The 16,319-nt window shown below is 46.4% G+C and carries 21 protein-coding genes; 9 read left to right on the top strand and 12 right to left on the bottom strand.

The window, feature by feature from the left end; translation table 11 throughout:
* The first annotated feature begins 89 nt into the window (after positions 1–89).
* Genes B5444_RS06180 through B5444_RS06155 form a run of 6 tightly spaced genes read left to right on the top strand, consistent with a single transcriptional unit; the run spans position 90 to position 3,857 of the window.
* Positions 90–521 (top strand): rubrerythrin family protein, encoded by a 432-nt coding sequence (locus B5444_RS06180; protein ID WP_079654352.1) that lies wholly within the window; start codon positions 90–92, stop codon positions 519–521.
* Positions 522–572: 51 nt separating this feature from the next.
* Positions 573–1,160 carry a DUF3501 family protein gene (locus tag B5444_RS06175; RefSeq protein ID WP_079654351.1) on the top strand — a complete coding sequence of 196 codons (588 nt, stop codon included), beginning with the start codon at positions 573–575 and terminating at the stop codon, positions 1,158–1,160.
* The gene (locus tag B5444_RS06170) at positions 1,157–1,468 is read left to right on the top strand and encodes a hypothetical protein (protein ID WP_079654350.1); all 312 of its coding nucleotides are present in this window, start codon (positions 1,157–1,159) and stop codon (positions 1,466–1,468) included. Before B5444_RS06175 ends, B5444_RS06170 begins: the two co-directional genes overlap by 4 nt.
* 38 nt (positions 1,469–1,506) lie before the next feature.
* Positions 1,507–1,779: an Asp-tRNA(Asn)/Glu-tRNA(Gln) amidotransferase subunit GatC gene (gene gatC, locus B5444_RS06165; protein ID WP_331711496.1), complete on the top strand. Its 273-nt coding sequence runs from the start codon at positions 1,507–1,509 to the stop codon at positions 1,777–1,779.
* Between the two features lies 1 nt (position 1,780).
* The gene (gene recA / locus B5444_RS06160; RefSeq protein ID WP_079654348.1) at positions 1,781–2,779 is read left to right on the top strand and encodes a recombinase RecA; all 999 of its coding nucleotides are present in this window, start codon (positions 1,781–1,783) and stop codon (positions 2,777–2,779) included.
* Positions 2,760–3,857 carry a type IV pilus twitching motility protein PilT gene (locus B5444_RS06155; protein WP_079654347.1) on the top strand — a complete coding sequence of 366 codons (1,098 nt, stop codon included), beginning with the start codon at positions 2,760–2,762 and terminating at the stop codon, positions 3,855–3,857. Before recA ends, B5444_RS06155 begins: the two co-directional genes overlap by 20 nt.
* Here B5444_RS06155 and B5444_RS06150 read toward each other — a convergent pair.
* Both B5444_RS06150 and B5444_RS06145 read right to left on the bottom strand, forming a co-directional pair.
* Positions 3,807–4,865, bottom strand: coding sequence for a chorismate-binding protein (locus tag B5444_RS06150; RefSeq protein ID WP_079654346.1), 1,059 nt, complete (start codon positions 4,863–4,865; stop codon positions 3,807–3,809). The genes B5444_RS06155 and B5444_RS06150 overlap by 51 nt on opposite strands.
* Positions 4,862–5,350 (bottom strand): ADP-ribose-binding protein, encoded by a 489-nt coding sequence (locus B5444_RS06145; RefSeq protein WP_079654345.1) that lies wholly within the window; start codon positions 5,348–5,350, stop codon positions 4,862–4,864. The genes B5444_RS06150 and B5444_RS06145 overlap by 4 nt, the downstream gene beginning before the upstream one ends.
* 20 nt (positions 5,351–5,370) lie before the next feature.
* Between B5444_RS06145 and B5444_RS06140 the strand changes: the two genes are divergently transcribed.
* Positions 5,371–5,850 carry a thioredoxin family protein gene (locus B5444_RS06140; RefSeq protein ID WP_231967104.1) on the top strand — a complete coding sequence of 160 codons (480 nt, stop codon included), beginning with the start codon at positions 5,371–5,373 and terminating at the stop codon, positions 5,848–5,850.
* A 2-nt stretch (positions 5,851–5,852) separates the two neighbouring features.
* Here B5444_RS06140 and purE read toward each other — a convergent pair whose 3' ends face one another.
* From purE to ychF, 9 genes are all read right to left on the bottom strand, one after another.
* Positions 5,853–6,341 (bottom strand): 5-(carboxyamino)imidazole ribonucleotide mutase, encoded by a 489-nt coding sequence (gene purE, locus B5444_RS06135; RefSeq protein ID WP_079654344.1) that lies wholly within the window; start codon positions 6,339–6,341, stop codon positions 5,853–5,855.
* The gene (gene thiC / locus B5444_RS06130) at positions 6,338–7,705 is read right to left on the bottom strand and encodes a phosphomethylpyrimidine synthase ThiC (RefSeq protein WP_079654343.1); all 1,368 of its coding nucleotides are present in this window, start codon (positions 7,703–7,705) and stop codon (positions 6,338–6,340) included. Before thiC ends, purE begins: the two co-directional genes overlap by 4 nt.
* 66 nt (positions 7,706–7,771) lie before the next feature.
* Entirely contained in the window at positions 7,772–9,718 is a 1,947-nt protein-coding gene (locus B5444_RS06125; RefSeq protein WP_079654342.1) for a thioredoxin domain-containing protein, read from the bottom strand.
* A 16-nt stretch (positions 9,719–9,734) separates the two neighbouring features.
* A complete protein-coding gene (locus B5444_RS06120) occupies positions 9,735–9,959 on the bottom strand; it encodes a hypothetical protein (protein ID WP_079654341.1) in 225 nt (74 codons plus the stop codon).
* Positions 9,956–10,921, bottom strand: coding sequence for a 4-hydroxythreonine-4-phosphate dehydrogenase PdxA (gene pdxA, locus B5444_RS06115; protein WP_079654340.1), 966 nt, complete (start codon positions 10,919–10,921; stop codon positions 9,956–9,958). The genes B5444_RS06120 and pdxA overlap by 4 nt, the downstream gene beginning before the upstream one ends.
* Positions 10,922–11,380 (bottom strand): hypothetical protein, encoded by a 459-nt coding sequence (locus tag B5444_RS06110; RefSeq protein WP_079654339.1) that lies wholly within the window; start codon positions 11,378–11,380, stop codon positions 10,922–10,924. It abuts the gene before it with no gap.
* Positions 11,381–11,396: 16 nt separating this feature from the next.
* Positions 11,397–12,152: an imidazole glycerol phosphate synthase subunit HisF gene (gene hisF, locus B5444_RS06105; RefSeq protein ID WP_079654338.1), complete on the bottom strand. Its 756-nt coding sequence runs from the start codon at positions 12,150–12,152 to the stop codon at positions 11,397–11,399.
* Positions 12,152–13,420, bottom strand: a complete 1,269-nt coding sequence (mutL, locus tag B5444_RS06100; protein WP_079654337.1) for a DNA mismatch repair endonuclease MutL — start codon at positions 13,418–13,420, stop codon at positions 12,152–12,154. Before mutL ends, hisF begins: the two co-directional genes overlap by 1 nt.
* A gap of 2 nt (positions 13,421–13,422) precedes the next feature.
* A complete protein-coding gene (gene ychF, locus B5444_RS06095) occupies positions 13,423–14,529 on the bottom strand; it encodes a redox-regulated ATPase YchF (RefSeq protein WP_079654336.1) in 1,107 nt (368 codons plus the stop codon).
* A gap of 45 nt (positions 14,530–14,574) precedes the next feature.
* On the opposite strand from ychF, the gene B5444_RS06090 reads away from it, so the two are divergent.
* On the top strand, positions 14,575–15,096 hold the full coding sequence (locus B5444_RS06090; RefSeq protein ID WP_079654335.1) for a tetratricopeptide repeat protein: 522 nt from the start codon (positions 14,575–14,577) through the stop codon (positions 15,094–15,096).
* Here the strand turns inward: B5444_RS06090 and B5444_RS06085 are convergent.
* Positions 15,093–16,055: a gluconokinase gene (locus tag B5444_RS06085; RefSeq protein ID WP_079654334.1), complete on the bottom strand. Its 963-nt coding sequence runs from the start codon at positions 16,053–16,055 to the stop codon at positions 15,093–15,095. The genes B5444_RS06090 and B5444_RS06085 overlap by 4 nt on opposite strands.
* 18 nt (positions 16,056–16,073) lie before the next feature.
* Here B5444_RS06085 and B5444_RS06080 point away from each other — a divergent pair, with 18 nt between their 5' ends.
* The gene (locus tag B5444_RS06080; protein ID WP_079654333.1) at positions 16,074–16,301 is read left to right on the top strand and encodes a hypothetical protein; all 228 of its coding nucleotides are present in this window, start codon (positions 16,074–16,076) and stop codon (positions 16,299–16,301) included.
* Positions 16,302–16,319 lie beyond the last annotated feature (18 nt).

Below are 16,319 nucleotides of genomic sequence, written 5' to 3'. Positions count from 1 at the left end.
AAGATTATAAACCTTCACAGGACCTCTTGACAAATGAGAAGAGTTTGCATATAATAAAAGACAACAAAAATTTTAAGGAGGTATGAACCATGAGCAAGAGCTTGGCTGGCACAAAGACACTTGAGTGTCTCAAGCATGCCTTTGCAGGCGAGTCTCAGGCAAATAGGAGGTATCTCTACTTTGCCCGTAAGGCAGATATAGAGGGTTATCCAGACATAGCCAACATATTCAGAGAAACTGCCGAGGGTGAAACAGGTCACGCTTTTGGACACCTTGAGTTCCTTGAAAAGTACGGCGGTGGAGACCCTGCAACAGGCAAGCCCATAGGTACTATGGAGCAGAACCTCGAGGCTGCCATAGCCGGTGAAACCTACGAGTACACAGAGATGTACCCAGGTTTTGCCAAGATAGCCAGGGAAGAAGGCTTTGATGACATAGCTGAGTGGTTTGAGACCCTGGCAAGGGCAGAAAAATCCCATGCCGGAAGGTTCCAAAAGGCTCTAGAGAGCCTCAAGGGCTAATCCGTAGGCCCCCTCGGGGCCCTTTAAGCTCTTTGAAGGGAGACCTATAGCATGCGAAAAGTTACAAGAGAGGACATACTAAACATATACGAGTACGAGAAGGTAAGAGAAGAGAAGAGAAAGGAAATAATAGAGCTTAAAAAGAATAGAAGGCTCTTCGTAGGACCTTTGGTACACCTCGTGTTTGAAAACACTCAAACCGTTTGGTTTCAAATACAGGAGATGATAAGAACAGAAAGGATGGTAAAAGAGGAAGAGATTCAGCAGGAGATAGAGATCTACAACGAGCTTATACCAGAAAAGAACCAGCTTTCCATAACAATGTTCATAGAAATACCTGATGAAAACGAAAGAAAGCAGATGCTTCCAAAACTAGTGGGAATACACGATAGCCTTTACTTTGACATAGGTGGGAAGCATATCATCAAAGCTGTGGCTGACGAAAGAAGTGAAAAGGATTATGAATATGGCAAGACGGCTGTAGTACACTTCTTGAAGCTAACTCTGACAGATGAACAGAAGGAAGACTTTAAAAAGATGCCCATAAGGGTTTACATAGACCATCCCAACTATAAGGCAGAGGCTGAGGTACCTCAAAAGGTAAAAGAGGAGCTTATAAAAGACTTAGAGAGTGAATGAGGGTAGCCTTTAGGATAGTCCTTGAGGAAAAGGGCAAGAGGCTTACCAAAGAAGACCTCAAGGATAAAAAGGATCCCTTCCATATAGGCTTAAGGTACATCACAGAGTTTAAGTACCTAGAGGCTACCAAGTGGCTTATGCTTGCTCCAGATTCTTATGAGAAGTACTACCTTCTTTATCTGCTTAACCTAGCCCTTGGGCAGGAAGAGCAAGCTAAAGAGTTTGAAAGGATCTATCAATATTATCCTAAGCTTTATGGCGACCTTAGCATATCTACAAAACATGTATCACTTGACACCACCACTTAGGAAATTAGTTTTTTCTCCAGACTAAATTTAAAATTAAGATGATGGTGGATAAAATAGCCTATCTGGCCCGTCTAAAGCTTGGAGAAGAAGAGAAAAATATCCTTGAGGAGCAGTTTGCAAAGATACTGGCTTTCGTGGACCAACTTAAGGAGGTAGACACCAAAGATGTGGAACCATACGGTATTGACCTTGAAGGGACTCCCATGAGAGACGACGTGCCTGTGAAAGGGTTGACCCAAGAAGAAGCTCTCATGAACGGACCGCAGGTAGAGCAAGGGTTCTTCGTAGTGCCACGTATAGTGGAGGTGTAGTATGGAAGAAAAAAAGAAAGCCTTAGAGTCGGTAATATCGGTCATAGAGAAGAAGTTCGGTAAAGGCTCCATAATGCCTTTGAAGAAGGTAGAAAAAGTCAAGGTAGACGCCATACCCACAGGGTCCCTCGCCTTAGACATAGCCACGGGTGTGGGTGGAATACCTAAGGGTAGGGTTATAGAAATATTTGGTCCAGAATCTTCCGGTAAAACTACACTTGCCTTACATATAATAGCAGAAGCCCAAAAGATGGGGGGTGTGGCCGTTTTCATAGACGCAGAGCATGCCCTTGATCCTAAGTATGCTCAAAAGATAGGCGTGGACGTAGAAAACCTCTACATATCTCAACCTGACTATGGAGAACAAGCTTTGGAGATAGCCGAAAGTCTAGCAAGTAGCGGAGCTGTTGACGTTATAGTCGTAGACTCTGTGGCAGCTCTCGTTCCAAAGGATGAGCTAGAAGGTGAGATAGGAGAAGCTCATGTAGGTAAGCAGGCAAGGCTCATGTCCCAAGCACTGAGAAAGTTAAAAGGTATAGTCTACAAGACTAACACGGCACTTATCTTTATAAACCAGCTCAGAGAAAAGATAGGAGTTATGTTTGGAAACCCAGAGACCACACCAGGAGGAAGGGCTCTAAAGTTCTTCGCAGATATGAGGCTTGACGTAAGGAGAGTAGGCGAGATAAAGGACGGTGGTGAAAGGTCTGGGAGCAGAGTTAGGGTGAAGATAGTCAAGAACAAGTTAGCTCCTCCCTTCCAGGAGGCTGAGTTTGATGTTCTGTACGGCGAAGGCATATGTAAGCTCTGCGACCTTATAGACGTGGCGGTAAACCTCGGAATACTCTCCAAGAGTGGTTCTTGGTACAGCTACGGTGATGTAAAGTTGGGTCAGGGCAAGGAGCAAGTTAAGAAGTTTTTAGAGGACAACCCAGAGCTTGCAAAGGAGATAGAAAGAAAAGTAAGGGAGGTAGCTGGTCTTGCTACAACTGATACTTAAAAGAGCCATAGAGCTTGGAGCTTCTGACATACACCTGAGGGTAGGTAGTGCTCCAGTAATAAGGGTAAAAAAGCAGTTAAAGAGGTTGGATGATTTTCCAGTCTTAGAAGAAAAACATATGGAGCTGTTCCTAAAAGAGGTTTTGGAACGCAACAGGAGAAAGCTGGCAGAGTTTGAGGAGTATGGTGAGACGGACGTCTCCTACTCTTTACCTGGTGTGGCACGTTTCAGGGTAAACGTCTATAAACAGAGGGCAAGCTTTGGCATGGCTCTGAGAGTTGTTCCTTACTCTGTGCCACCCTTTGAATCCTTAAACCTTCCTGAGGTTGTTAGACGTGTGGCCCTGGAGAACACTAAAGGACTTATCCTTGTCACAGGACCTACGGGCTCTGGGAAGTCTACAACCCTTGCCGCCATGATAGATACGATAAACTCCACGAGGGATAATGTTATAGTCACCATAGAGGAACCCATAGAATATCTGTTTACCGATAAAAAGTCTTTCATAATCCAAAGGGAAGTGGGTATAGACACGAGCTCCTTCGCAAAAGGTCTTAGGGCGGCTCTCAGAGAAGACCCTGACGTGATAATGGTGGGTGAGATAAGGGATCCAGAGACTGCTCAGATAGCCCTTCAGGCGGCCGAGACGGGTCACTTAGTCCTCTCCACACTCCACACTTTGGACGCCAAAGAGACTATAAACAGGCTCATAAGCATGTTCAACCTTGAGGTTAGAGAGCAGATAAGGCTACAGCTCGCCGAGACTCTGGTGGCCATATTCTCCCAAAGACTTTTGCCTAAGGCCGATGGGAGTGGGGTCATTCCAGCAGTAGAAGTCCTTATAAACACACCATCCATAAAGGAGTGCATCATAGATCCTACCCGTTTGGATGAGATACCAGGTCTCATGGAGAAGGGCAAAACCGTCTACGGGACTCAGACCTTTGACCAGCACTTAGAAGAACTCTACAGAAAGGGACTTATAGACTTGCCTACAGCTGTAAGGTATGCAAGCAGACCTACAGACCTAGAACTGAGGTTGAAGGGTATATCCACGGGTGGTAGAGGCTTGTTCTGAATAAAAGGCCTTGGTTTTGAGGATTACCTCCTGCCATTCTTTCTGCGGATCTGAATCTGCAACTATGCCAGCACCAGCATAGTAGCTTATCCTGTCTTTGTCACCTATAGCTGTCCTGATGAGTACACATAGGGTAAAGTCCTGTCCTTTCTTGAATCCGGCACATCCACAGTAGTAGCCACGTGGGTGTGGTTCTAATGTATCTATAACCTCTGCAGCTTTAACCTTAGGAGCACCCGTCACGGAGGCAGGTGGGAATGTGGCCATAAGTATGTCTTTGAAGCATGCTTTGGTCTCGGCTTGTACCTCTGAGTACATCTGAAAGAGGGTAGTGTATCTTTGTACCCTAAAGAGCCTTTTTACCTTTACGCTTCCCGGCTTTGCTATCCTGCCAAGGTCGTTCCTCATCATGTCTGTGATCATAAGGTTTTCCGCCTTATCCTTTTCGCTTTCAAGTAGAGACCTTAGATCTTTAGAGGTACCCTTTATGGGCCTACTTACTATCTTTTCAAACCTTTTCCTTAGGAAAAGCTCCATGGAACCACTCACCACGAAGAAGTCTTCGCAGTCTAAAAAGAAGGAATAAGGTGTAGGTTGCCTTCTGTAGTAGTCCCAAAAGAGGGAAAGGATTGAGCCCTCAAACTCAAAGTCAAACCTGTTTGTGAGGTTAAGTTGGTATACGGTCCCATCCTCTATGTGCTTCTTTATCAGAAGAACCCTATGCATGTACTCCTCTCTGGAGAGGGAAGAGCCAACAAAACGAAGTTTGTAGCTTCCCTCTGTACCCATCCACCTCTTGACCTGTCCTACTTTGACAAAGACTATCGCAGGTAAAGAAGAGCTTTTTAGCCTGAGACCTAAGGTTTCAGAGGATAGATCGTAGGAGAGTACAAAAAAGCCATCCTCGTCTGGCAAATCCTTGAGAGAATCAAAGAAGTGTACATCTAACACGTCTAGCTCCCACAGACCTCTTTGTCCACAGAAGAGGCCAGAAAGGATAAGCTTCATAGATACTCTTTCCAGGCCTCAATCATCCTTTCGTCTATGTCCACGAGCACTACTCTTTTGAGGTTTTTGGGTTTAAAGGACTTTATCTCGTCAAGCATAACCTGGGCAGCCACCTTATGTGGAAGCCTTCCCACTCCTGTACCCATACCGGGAAAGGCTATGCTCGTATAATTTAAGCTGTCTGCGAGTTCAAGTGCCGCTCTGACGGCTAGTCTAACTTTTTCTGGAGTGGTCTCCATGGCAGGTTCTTCCATGGTAGGTGCATGAACCACTCCTTTGAAGGGAAGCTTTCCTGCAGTAGTTATCACAGCACTGCCTACCTTTATAGGGGCCTTGGCCATAGCTTCCTTCTCTATCTGCTCACCCCCAAACCTCTTTATGACCCCCGCTACTCCTCCTCCCATGTACCCATAAGAGTTGGCAGGGTTTACTATGAGGTCTACATCCACTTCAAGCAAACTCCCGGGCAACACCTCTATACGCATGAGTCTATATTTTATTTCCTATGAAAAGGCTTATGTTTTTAATCCTTTTTGTCTTGATGCTTACTTCCTGTCAGAAGGGAAAGTCTGCAAGTTCTGAGTCAAAGAGCCTTATACCTCGAAAGGACTATGCCATGCTTATAGTAGAAAGCCAGGGCTGCATATACTGCAAACAGCTTGACAAGGATCTGAAAACTAACCAGGAGCTTATACAGACGCTCAAGGATATGGATGTATACAGAGTATTGGCTGAAAGCAATGCACCAGTCTTCATAAAGCTCGATGGCAAGGAGATGACCACCACGGAGGACAAGCTGGTTGATATACTCGGCGTCAGGTCCTACCCTCACATAATTTTCTACAACAAGGAGGGTAGAGTTGTGCTGCAGGTCCCTGGTTACGTTCCTCCCAAGACGCTTACATGTGTGGTTAACTACGTAAAGGCTCAAGAGTTTGAAAAGAAAAAGCTTATGGATTACCTAAAGGAGCAGAGGTGTATATAGATTCAGCCTAGCTCCTCTTTCAGCTTCTTGTTCATCTCTCTAACCTTTTCCTTTAGCCCTTGGGAGTACTCTTCGAGCTTTTGGGCTATCTCTGGGTACTTTATAGATAGGATACGCAGGGCTAGAAGCCCTGCGTTGGTCCCGTTGCCTATTCCTACAGTAGCCACTGGTACTCCTGCCGGCATCTGGACTATGGAGTGAAGAGAGTCTACACCCCCCAGGTGTTTTGTGGGTATAGGGACTCCCACAACGGGAAGGGTGGTCATGGAGGCGGTCATCCCAGGAAGGTGGGCAGATCCACCAGCTCCTGCTATGATCACCTCGAAGCCTTCTTTCCTCGCTTTTTTGGCAAACTCGTACATCCTTTCTGGTGTCCTATGGGCAGAGACTACCTCTACGTGACACTCTACACCGAACTCCTTGAGAATCTCGTAGGCAGGCTTTAGGTGTTCCCAGTCTGAGTAGCTACCCATTATTATGGCTACCTTCATGGAGCTATCCAGTTGTCTAAGTTTAATACCTCTTCCATCTTAGAGCTTACATTTTGGGAGATCTTGTAAGCGCAGAATTCTGGGCCGCACATGGAACAGAACTTGGCTACCTTGTATCCTTCCTGTGGCAGGGTCTCGTCGTGGTAAGCCCTTGCCGTTTCTGGATCTATTGCCAGCTCAAACTGTCTGTTCCAATCAAAAGCAAACCTTGCCTTGGACATCTCAAGGTCCCAGTCTCTTGCTCCTGGCCAGTTTTTGGCCACGTCTGCAGCGTGTGCAGCTATCTTGTAGGCTATTACTCCCTGTTTTACGTCTTCTATGTTAGGTAGACCTAAATGTTCCTTAGGCGTGACATAGCATAGCATGGCTGCGCCGTACCATCCTGCCATGGCTGCTCCTATGGCTGAGGCTATATGATCGTAACCAGGAGCCACGTCTATTACCAGAGGTCCGAGTACGTAGAAGGGTGCTTCGTGGCATACCTTTTGTTGGAGCTTTATGTTGAACTCTATCTGATCCATGGGTACGTGTCCTGGACCTTCTACCATAACCTGAACGTCGTGCTGCCAAGCTCTTTTTGTAAGTTCACCAAGGACATACAGCTCCTTAAGCTGGGCCTCGTCCGATGCATCCGCTATAGCACCAGGCCTTAGGCCATCACCTAGAGAGAAGGACACGTCATACTTCTTGAATATCTCGCAGATCTTATCAAAGTGTTCGTACAGTGGGTTTTGCTTTCCGTGTTCCATCATCCACTGGGCCATTATGGCTCCACCCCTTGAAACTATACCCATTACCCTGTGCTGAACCAGGGGTAGAAACTCCCTGAGTACTCCCGCGTGTATGGTCATGTAAGAGACACCTTGCCTTGCCTGTTCCTCTATCACATCCAGGATGAGATCTACGGTCATCTTCTTGACGTCACCCTTTGCTATTTTGAAGGCTTCATATATGGGAACTGTTCCCACGGGAACTGTGCTTACTTCTATTATGGCCTGCCTTGTTTCTCTTATGGCTTCACCTGTGGACAGGTCCATTATGGTGTCTGCACCGTACTTTATGGCCACCTTGGCCTTTTCTACCTCTGTGGGTATGTCGGAGGCAAGGCCAGAGTTTCCTATGTTGGCGTTTACCTTAACCCTGGAGTTTATGCCTATGCACATGGGCTCCAGATGTAGGTGGTTTATGTTAGCCGGTATTATCATCCTCCCTCTTGCTACCTCCTGCCTTACAAACTCAGGATGTAGCCCTTCCCTCTTTGCAACGTATTTCATCTCCTCTGTGATTATGCCCTGACGGGCAAGGTGCATCTGCGTCTTATTCTTAAACCTCTTCCTGTCTTCTACCCACTGAGCTCTAAGCATGGTATACCTCCTATGGGTTTTAGGACCATTAAAATATAGTCAAAGGCTATCAAATGGGTATGATATTCATAAGCTGGTCAATTCCTGGCAGTCCTCTATCCTCCTGCAGCTTGTACCCACACATGCCACTATACCCTCCACGGGCGAGAACTTCACAAACTTAAAGGGTCTAAAAGCACTAAGACATTCCTCCCACCTTTCCGAGGTCTCTACTTTACACATGCCCTTAAGGTAAGCATAGAGGCTTATAAGGTAAGAGTGAGAGATCATGGGAGCTTCTCTGACGAGCCTGGAAAAAGCCTGAAGGGTCTTCTCCGCGTAGTCCATGTACCTTTCTTCACCTGTCAAAGAGTAAAGGGTCATTAGTAAATAAGGAGCCGTACCGTTAACTGACTGGGTAGGCGAGTCGTTAACAGGCTTTGAGGGTACCTTCAGCAATCCTTCACCCTTGGGGATAGTATCGTAGAAGCCCCAGCCCTGTGGATCCCAAAAGAGTTCTATAGCTGTGTTTGCGATGTTTATTGCTGCTTGCAGGTACTCTTCTCTTCTTGAGATCTCGTAGAGGTCCAGCAGACCCATAGCCAAGAAGATGTAGTCCTCAGAAAAGCCTTCTACACCGTGGGTGTGCATGAGCCTTTTTCCGTCGTAGAGTTCTGACAGTACACGGTCGGCAGTCTTAACAGAGATGTCCAAGGCCCAAGAATCTTTAAAGACCTTATAGTAGTACGCCATTCCTGAGAGCATAAGCCCGTTGTAGTTGGTGTAAATGGTAGTGTCTATGAAGGGTCTTTCTCTTGTCCTCCTTCTGTAGTCTAGCATCTTCTCCCTTGCGGATTTGAGGAGTCCTTTTACCTCCTCCACAGGTTTCCCCAAAAAGCTGGCTATTTCCTCCTCCGACATGGCTATAAAAAGGACGTTCTTTGAAGGATCGTGGTGCATCTCTCCTTTTGGTCCTATGTCAAAGTAAAGGCTTGCCACCTTTAGTTCCTCTTCCGTTAGGAACTGAGAAAGCTCCTTCAGGGAGAAAGTGTAATAGCCACCCTCGTCCAAAGTGCCAATGTCTGCATCTTGGGAAGCGTAGAAACCACCTTCTGGGTCTGAAGCTTCTTCTCTGTAGTACCTTACTATCCCTTCAGCTACGTACCTATAGAGATCCTTACCAAATACTTGATATGCCATGGAGTAAAGCTTTAGGAGCTCTGCGTTGTCGTAAAGCATCTTCTCAAAGTGAGGTACCCTCCATAGGTCGTCTGTGGAGTACCTAAAGAAACCACCGAGCAAATGATCGTAGACTCCTCCCTTTGCCATGGCATCCAAAGAAATCTCTACTGCCCTTCGTATAAGCTCGTTTTTGGTGAAATAGTAGTGGTAGATGAGCAGCTCAAAGCCCTTAGCATGGTGAAACTTGGGAGCGGAACCTATACCACCGTACTGATAGTCTATGGCCGTTAGAAGGGACGATATACCCCTTTCCAAAAGGTCCTCATCAACATGATCCTTGTGGCTTGATGTGCTGTAAGTCTGTAAGGTTTGGAATATGTGCTGGGCAGACTTTAGTATCCTTTGTCTGTCTTCTTTCCACAGTTGGGCAATCCTAAGGAGTATGCTTTTAAAGCCTGGTCTTCCCCATCTGTCCTCGGGTGGAAAGTAGGTGCCACCGAAGAAAGCCTCACCGTCAGGTGTTAGAAAAACTGTGAGTGGCCATCCTCCGGAGCCTGTGAGGGCAAAGACCACCTCCTGGTACCTTCTGTCTATGTCTGGTCTTTCATCCCTGTCTACCTTTATGGCCACAAAGTTCTCGTTTATTATCTTGGCTATTTCTGGGTTTTCAAAACTCTCATGGGCCATCACGTGACACCAGTGGCACCAAACACCACCTATGGAGAGGAGTATAGGCTTGTCTTCCTCCTTTGCTTTCCTAAAAGCCTCTTCCGACCACTCGTACCAGTCTACAGGCTGGTGGGCAGACTTCCTAAGGTATGGACTCTTTGCGTTTATAAGTCTGTTTGCCATCCGTTTAAATATAGTCTCACTTAAATATGTCCTGTAGGAGCCTTATCAGGTAGCCCAGTAAGAGACCTATTAAGAAGGCTATCACAAGGAAAAGCCCGAGGGGCAGAGGATTAGTAACGTAGTAGACTCCACCCACCGGTGGGGTTAGGACGAGGGAGACACTCCCTTGGTTTAGGTATATGAGCCACCCTACAACGGTTAACATAGCAAACAGCAAAGCTATTTGTAGAAAAGCTTTCATGATGCTGCACCTTCCGATAGCTTTTCGCAGAGATGAAGGGCACTCACCGATGGTCCAAGGTTGGCTATGCCCTTCCAGGCTATGTCGTAAGCCGTACCGTGGTCTGGCGATGTTCTCACCTTTGGTATGCCAAGGGTCAAGTTTACACCCTCATCAAAGGCTAAGAGCTTGAAGGGTATAAGCCCCTGATCGTGGTACATGCAGAGGAAAAGGTCGTACTCGGAGGCTTTCATAAACGCTGTGTCAGGGGACAGAGGACCTTCTACCATGTAGCCTTCCATCTTGAGTTCTTCTATTGCTGGATATATGTGTTCAAGCTCCTCGTTGCCTATCTGACCACCTTCCCCAGCGTGTGGGTTAAGACCAAGCACACCTATGGATGGTTCCTTCCCAAAGAGCCTTTTGTACTCGGAGCTTACAAGCTTTACCTTCTTGTTTATGTTTTCCTTGGTAACTTGCTTTATGGCTTCAGATAAGGGTACGTGGGTAGAAAGGAGGACCACCTTAACCTTTGAAGAGTACATCATCATGGCGTAATCCTTTACCCGGAAGGAGCTCGTTATAAACTCCGTCTGCCCTTCAAAGGCAAAGCCCGCCATCTTAGCCCAGAACTTGCTTATGGGCATGGTGACAAGACCGTCTATCTTTCCGTAAACTAAGTCTACTACAGCCCTGCCCAGGTATCCAATGGCAACTATGCCAGATACGTGTGAGGGAAGAGGTCTGTCCGTCTGGCTTATGTTTAGGTCTATAAGGTATACACCTGGATCCTTTATATCTTCTGGAAGTTGGATCACCTCGTATTCAAAGCTCGGATTAAACAGACTTCTAGCAAGACGGATTATCTTCTCCTCTCCGTAGATTACATAAGCTCTATCCTTTGAAAGATGGTCACCAAGTCTTACTATAAGCTCAGGTCCAACACCCGCCGGATCTCCTATGGTTATGCCTATCTTTAGCATCTAGCGTTTTCCAAAGAGAGATTTTAATTTTGTCCAAAAGCTGGAAAACTTCCTTTTGAACTCCACGCTTAGTGCTTCAGCCCAGTCCCTTATACTTCCAGCTACCTTTGAAAGGGTGCCCTTGTCCTTTATCCTCTCGTCGTACATAAAGCTCATGAGTACTCTGTTGGTCTCTTCTAGGGCTTTTATGAGCCTCTCTAGCTCTTCCCTGTCTTCTAAGTTTGCTACGTTTATACGCTTCTCCAAATAGGTGTATATTCCGAGGAGGGCACTGTCAAAGCTCCTGTTGGCACTTTCGTAATCTGGCATGAGCTGAGTCAAAAGCTCAGAAAGCTTTGCTTTTAGTCTGAAGCTGTAGTCATCTAGACAGGAATAAAAGGGCTCCTTTGCTTTTATGTCATCAAAAAATTCTTCCACGATGAGTCTAACCTTCTCCTCTATGCTGTAAACTCTTTCCATAGGGATTGATTATAATCTACACCCTCACTGGTACGCCTTTAGCTTTTAAATACTCTTTAACCTGTGGTATGCTTAGTTCTCTAAAGTGAAATAGGGATGCTGCAAGTGCAGCATCAGCCATACCTTCTGTAAATACCTCGTAGAAGTGTTCTAGAGAACCGGCACCGCCTGAAGCTATGACTGGTATGTTAACAGCCTGGGCTACGCTTCTTGTAAGCTCTACGTCATAACCCGACTTGGTCCCATCCTTGTCCATGGATGTCAAGAGTATTTCACCAGCACCCAGGCTTTCTACCTTCTTTGCCCACTCCACAGCATCTATACCCGTTGGTACCCTTCCACCTTTTATGTACACTTCCCATCCTTTTTGACTTCTCTTTGCATCTATGGCCACCACTATACATTGAGAGCCGAACCTCTTGGCTGCTTCGTACACCAACGATGGGTTCTGCACTGCAGCAGTGTTTATGGAAACCTTGTCGGCTCCTGCCTCTAAGAGTCTTCTTATATCCTCCAATGTCCTTACACCACCACCTACCGTGAAGGGCATGAAGACTTGTTCAGCTACAGCTTTGACCACATGGAGTATTATGTCTCTCTGTTCCGCAGAGGCGGTTATGTCCAAGAAGACGAGCTCGTCAGCTCCTTGTTCCTCGTAGGCCCTTGCGTTTTCTACCGGGTCTCCGGCATCCACCAAGTCTACAAACCTTACTCCTTTGACCACTCTTCCCTTGTCTATGTCCAGACAGGGTATAATCCTTTTTGCTAGCATCAGAAGGACCTCCCTAACTTCTTGTATACATCACCTATGTATATGCGGTAATAAAGGGGTCTTCCGTGTGGGCATGTTTCCTTATTCTCAAAGGAGAACCACTTCTTTACAAGACTTTCAATCTGTTGCTTTGTAAGTTTATGGCCAGCCTTTATGGAGCTTCTGCATGCCATATCCTCTACCATACCCTTCTCGTAATTTTCCCTTTCGGACAAAAGGTGCTGATCAAAGAAGTATATAAAGTCTCCTATCCTCACTACAGCTATGGTGTCATCTATGGAACCGAGTACCTCAAACTTCTCCCCGTACCTCTCCTTGGGCTGTGCCAGTACAGATGTGTGCTTTCTTTCAAAGGCTTCTGAGATGAGTTCTTTTATGATGCCTTCTTTGTAGAACTTTACTTCCCTCTTTTTGGGATGGACGTTTGTGTCTACCAGGTAGGGTGGAACCTCTAGAAAGATGACCACCTTCGCCTTTCCTGCCCTCCCTCTTATGAACTCCAAAAGCTCTCTGTTGTAGACAGGTCTCGAGTTTACAAAGAAGTAGACCTGAGCCTTTGAAGGTTCCACGGATATCAAGCTTCTGACCCTTATGTACTGATCCTCCACCAGACGTTCTTCGAACCTTTCCCCAAACAGTTCCTCAAGTCTTTCCCTGTAGCTGTTGGCCCTCGGTAGGAAGAGTACCCTCTTACCGTCGGATATAAGCTCAAAGCTTACATCAGGCCTTGCCATGGCATAAACCTTTATGAGCTCTACTATCTTCTTCCTCTCTGTGTCCTCCTTTCTGAGGAACTTACGCCTTACTGGAAGGTTGTAAAAAAGGTCGTAGACCTCTACCTGAGTTCCTGCTGAACATGCTGAAGGTCTCACGTAGCAGACTCTACCACCTTCAGCCTTAAGCTCGTAGCAGACTTCCTGTGTGTAATGCTTAGACCTTATAACCAGCCTGCTCACGCTGGCTATAGAGTGAAGGGCTTCACCCCTAAAGCCATAGTAAGGAATTTTGAAGATATCTTCAAAGCTTGCTATCTTACTTGTCGTGTGATTCCTTATGACCAAGGGTAGGTCTTCAGGGTGTATCCCCGTGCCGTCATCAAGCACGGATATGTATCTTTTGCCTCCCTTTACTATCTCCACCTTTACCCTGCTAGCGTTGGCATCCAAAGAGTTCTCTATGAGCTCTTTGACACAGTCGGTTGGCCCTTCCAGCACCTCCCCTGCTGATATCCTACTTATTACCTCAGGCGAAAGCTCTCTGACAAACACGGCTATACGTTAAACCTAAAGTAAACAATATCTCCGTCCTGTATTTGGTAGTCCTTTCCTTCTAACCTTACAAGACCCATCTCCTTGGCCTTTGCTAAAGAGCCTACCTTTATGTAGTCCTCGTAGTTTATCACTTCTGCGGCTATAAAACCCCTCTCCATGTCAGAGTGAATCTTACCAGCTGCCTGCGGTGCCTTTGTACCCTTCTTCACAGTCCAGGCCCTGGTTTCCTTCTCACCTGCTGTGAAGAAGGTAATAAGGTCCAAGAGCTTGTAGCCTTCCCTCACGAGCTTGTTAAGTCCCGGCTCCTCAAGTCCATAGGCCTTAAGGAGCTCCTTCCTCTCTTCCTCCTCTAAGGCTATGAGCTCGGCTTCAAGCTTTGCACATATGACCACTACGGGCACGCCTATACCCCGGGCGTATTCTATCAGCCTCTTTAAGTGTTCGTTTGGAGAACTCAAAGACTCCTCGTCCACGTTAGCCACGTACATCATAGGCTTTACTGTAAGCAAAAAGAGATTCTTCCTTGCATAATCTACTACTTCCTGACCGAGATCCCTGTACTTTCTTATGAGCGGTACCATGTTCTCAAGGACATCCTTTATGGCCAAAAGCTTTTCAAGTTCCTCTTTGGCCTTCTTATCTCCTATCCTTGCCATCTTTTCTACTTTTTCAAGCCTCTTCTCCACGGTCTCCAGATCCTTGGCTATGAGCTCCAGCTCCACTATCTGGGCATCCCTAATGGGATCCACAGAACCCTCTACGTGCACCACATCTTCGTCTTTAAAGCACCTTAGCACCTGGGCTATGGCGTCCACTTCTCTTATGTGGGCCAAAAACTGGTTTCCCAGGCCTTCTCCCTTGCTTGCACCCCTTACCAGACCAGCTATGTCCACAAACTCCATAAAGGTAGGAGTAATCTTTTGAGACCTCTCCAGCTTGGCTATGGTGTATAGCCTCTCGTCAGGAACTGCCACCACTCCCACGTTAGGCTCTATGGTACAAAAGGGGTAGTTTGCAGCTTGAGCCTTTGCCGTCTGAGTTATGGCGTTAAAAAGAGTAGACTTGCCTACGTTTGGTAGTCCCACTATACCGCAGCTGTAACCCATAAACTTTTAATTATAATTTCATCTTCCAGCTTAGAATATACCCTCATGGGTAAAAAAGCCGCCATAGGGCTTGCATCTTTAGGGCTTGCTCTTTTTTCATGCACCAGCACCGCTGTAGTGGTATCTGACGAACCTACCCAACCTACAGGCCGTCCACCAGGGCCTATAGTAGCCTCAGACAAAAATCTGGAGAATGGCAAAAAGCAGCTTAGGAAGGGTCACTGCAAACAGGCCATCCATGAGTTTGAAAAGTCTCTCAGGAAGAACCCAGAGAACTTTGAAGCTCTCTACTGGCTAGGTGTAGCTCAAGGAATGTGTGGATACTACTCGGATGCCAATGATAGATTCTTTGCAGCAGTAAGGTATTCACCCAACAGAACATGGACATCCAGGGTCTACGCTACCATAGGTCTTACCCTCATCCTTTCAGGGAGGTATGCAGAGGGTAGATACTACGTAGAGAAGGCAAAGGCCATCGATCCTAACAACCCCTTGGTTGTCTACATTGAGGAAAACCGCTACAGGGTAAGGGGCGGTTATGAAATAACCCTCAGGTGGTTGGATTAGGGCATCCTCTTGGTGTACTCCAGGCTGAGGGCAAACATCTTCCTGGCTAGGTCCCTGTACTTTTCCTTATCCTCCACCTGTGGATCATCCAGCATGAAGCTGTAGACCTTTCCCCTTACATACGCTCTGTAGCTTTTGAAGAAGTTCAAAAGCAGGTCAAAGTCTTCATCCTTGGAAAGTTTTTTGTACTCCTCTTCGTATGCTTCCGATAGGTCTCTCCTTGAGTAAAAATCAAGCTCCATGGAGAGGAAGCACATGTCGTTTATCACATCTCCGCACCTAAACCTGTCGTTGAACTCTATGCAGTCAAATATGCACACCCCTTCTTTCAAAAAAGCTATGTGCTCAAGTCTTATATCCCCATGACCATCCCTTATCTTGCCCTCCCTTATTCTCTTCTCAAAGATATCCTCGTATTTAGTGTAAAACTCCTCCACCCTCTTTTTTATGTAGTTGTATGCCTCTCTTTCTATGGTTATGCCCACGTACTTCTCCGTTTGCACAAAGTTCTCATCCGTGTTAAACTCCATCACCTCAAGCCTTCCCCATTCGTCCCTCCTTTCAGCCTTTGCATGGAAGTCCACCAAAAGCCTTGCCACCATCCTTACATCTTCCTGCGTAGTTCTTGGAAGTCTGTTTATAAGAAGGCTATCCTCTGGGATCCTCTTCATCTTGACCGCATACTCCACCACGTTTGAGTCATCCTCCAGCATGTACCTGCCGTCTACCAAGCTGATGGGAACAACCCCCAGGTAGATGTTAGGGCATAGCCTCCTGTTTAGGATCACCTCCTTTTGGCAATTTTCCTTTCTCTTCTCAAGGGTAGAGTAATCTAGGAATCCAAAGTTTACAGGCTTTTTTATCTTGTAGACCACGTCCGGAGTTATTAGCACCCAGCTTGCGTGGGTTTGGACTACCTTTGCCCCAAGATCTCTGCTTAGGTACTCTATGAGCCCCACGGTGCTAACATTATACACATGAAAAAGGAACTGTTGAAGGAACTGCCCCAAGTATTAAAGCTCGTAGAAAGGTACAGAGACAAATACCCAGAAGTTTACATAAAGAGCGCTGCCAGGAAAGTGTTGGAAAGCTTCAGGAAAGAGATACTAGAAGGTAGGAGAACTCACATATTGGACCTGTACGAAATCCTGGAAGAACAGATAATAAAAGAGTGTCTTACAAGCCTGCGGCGTAACCGCGATTAGCTTTTCTTCTGTCATATA

The sequence above is a fragment of the Thermocrinis minervae genome (assembly GCF_900142435.1).
Classification (GTDB): Bacteria; Aquificota; Aquificia; order Aquificales; family Aquificaceae; genus Thermocrinis_A; species Thermocrinis_A minervae.
This window is presented reverse-complemented; position numbering and strand designations above follow the sequence as displayed.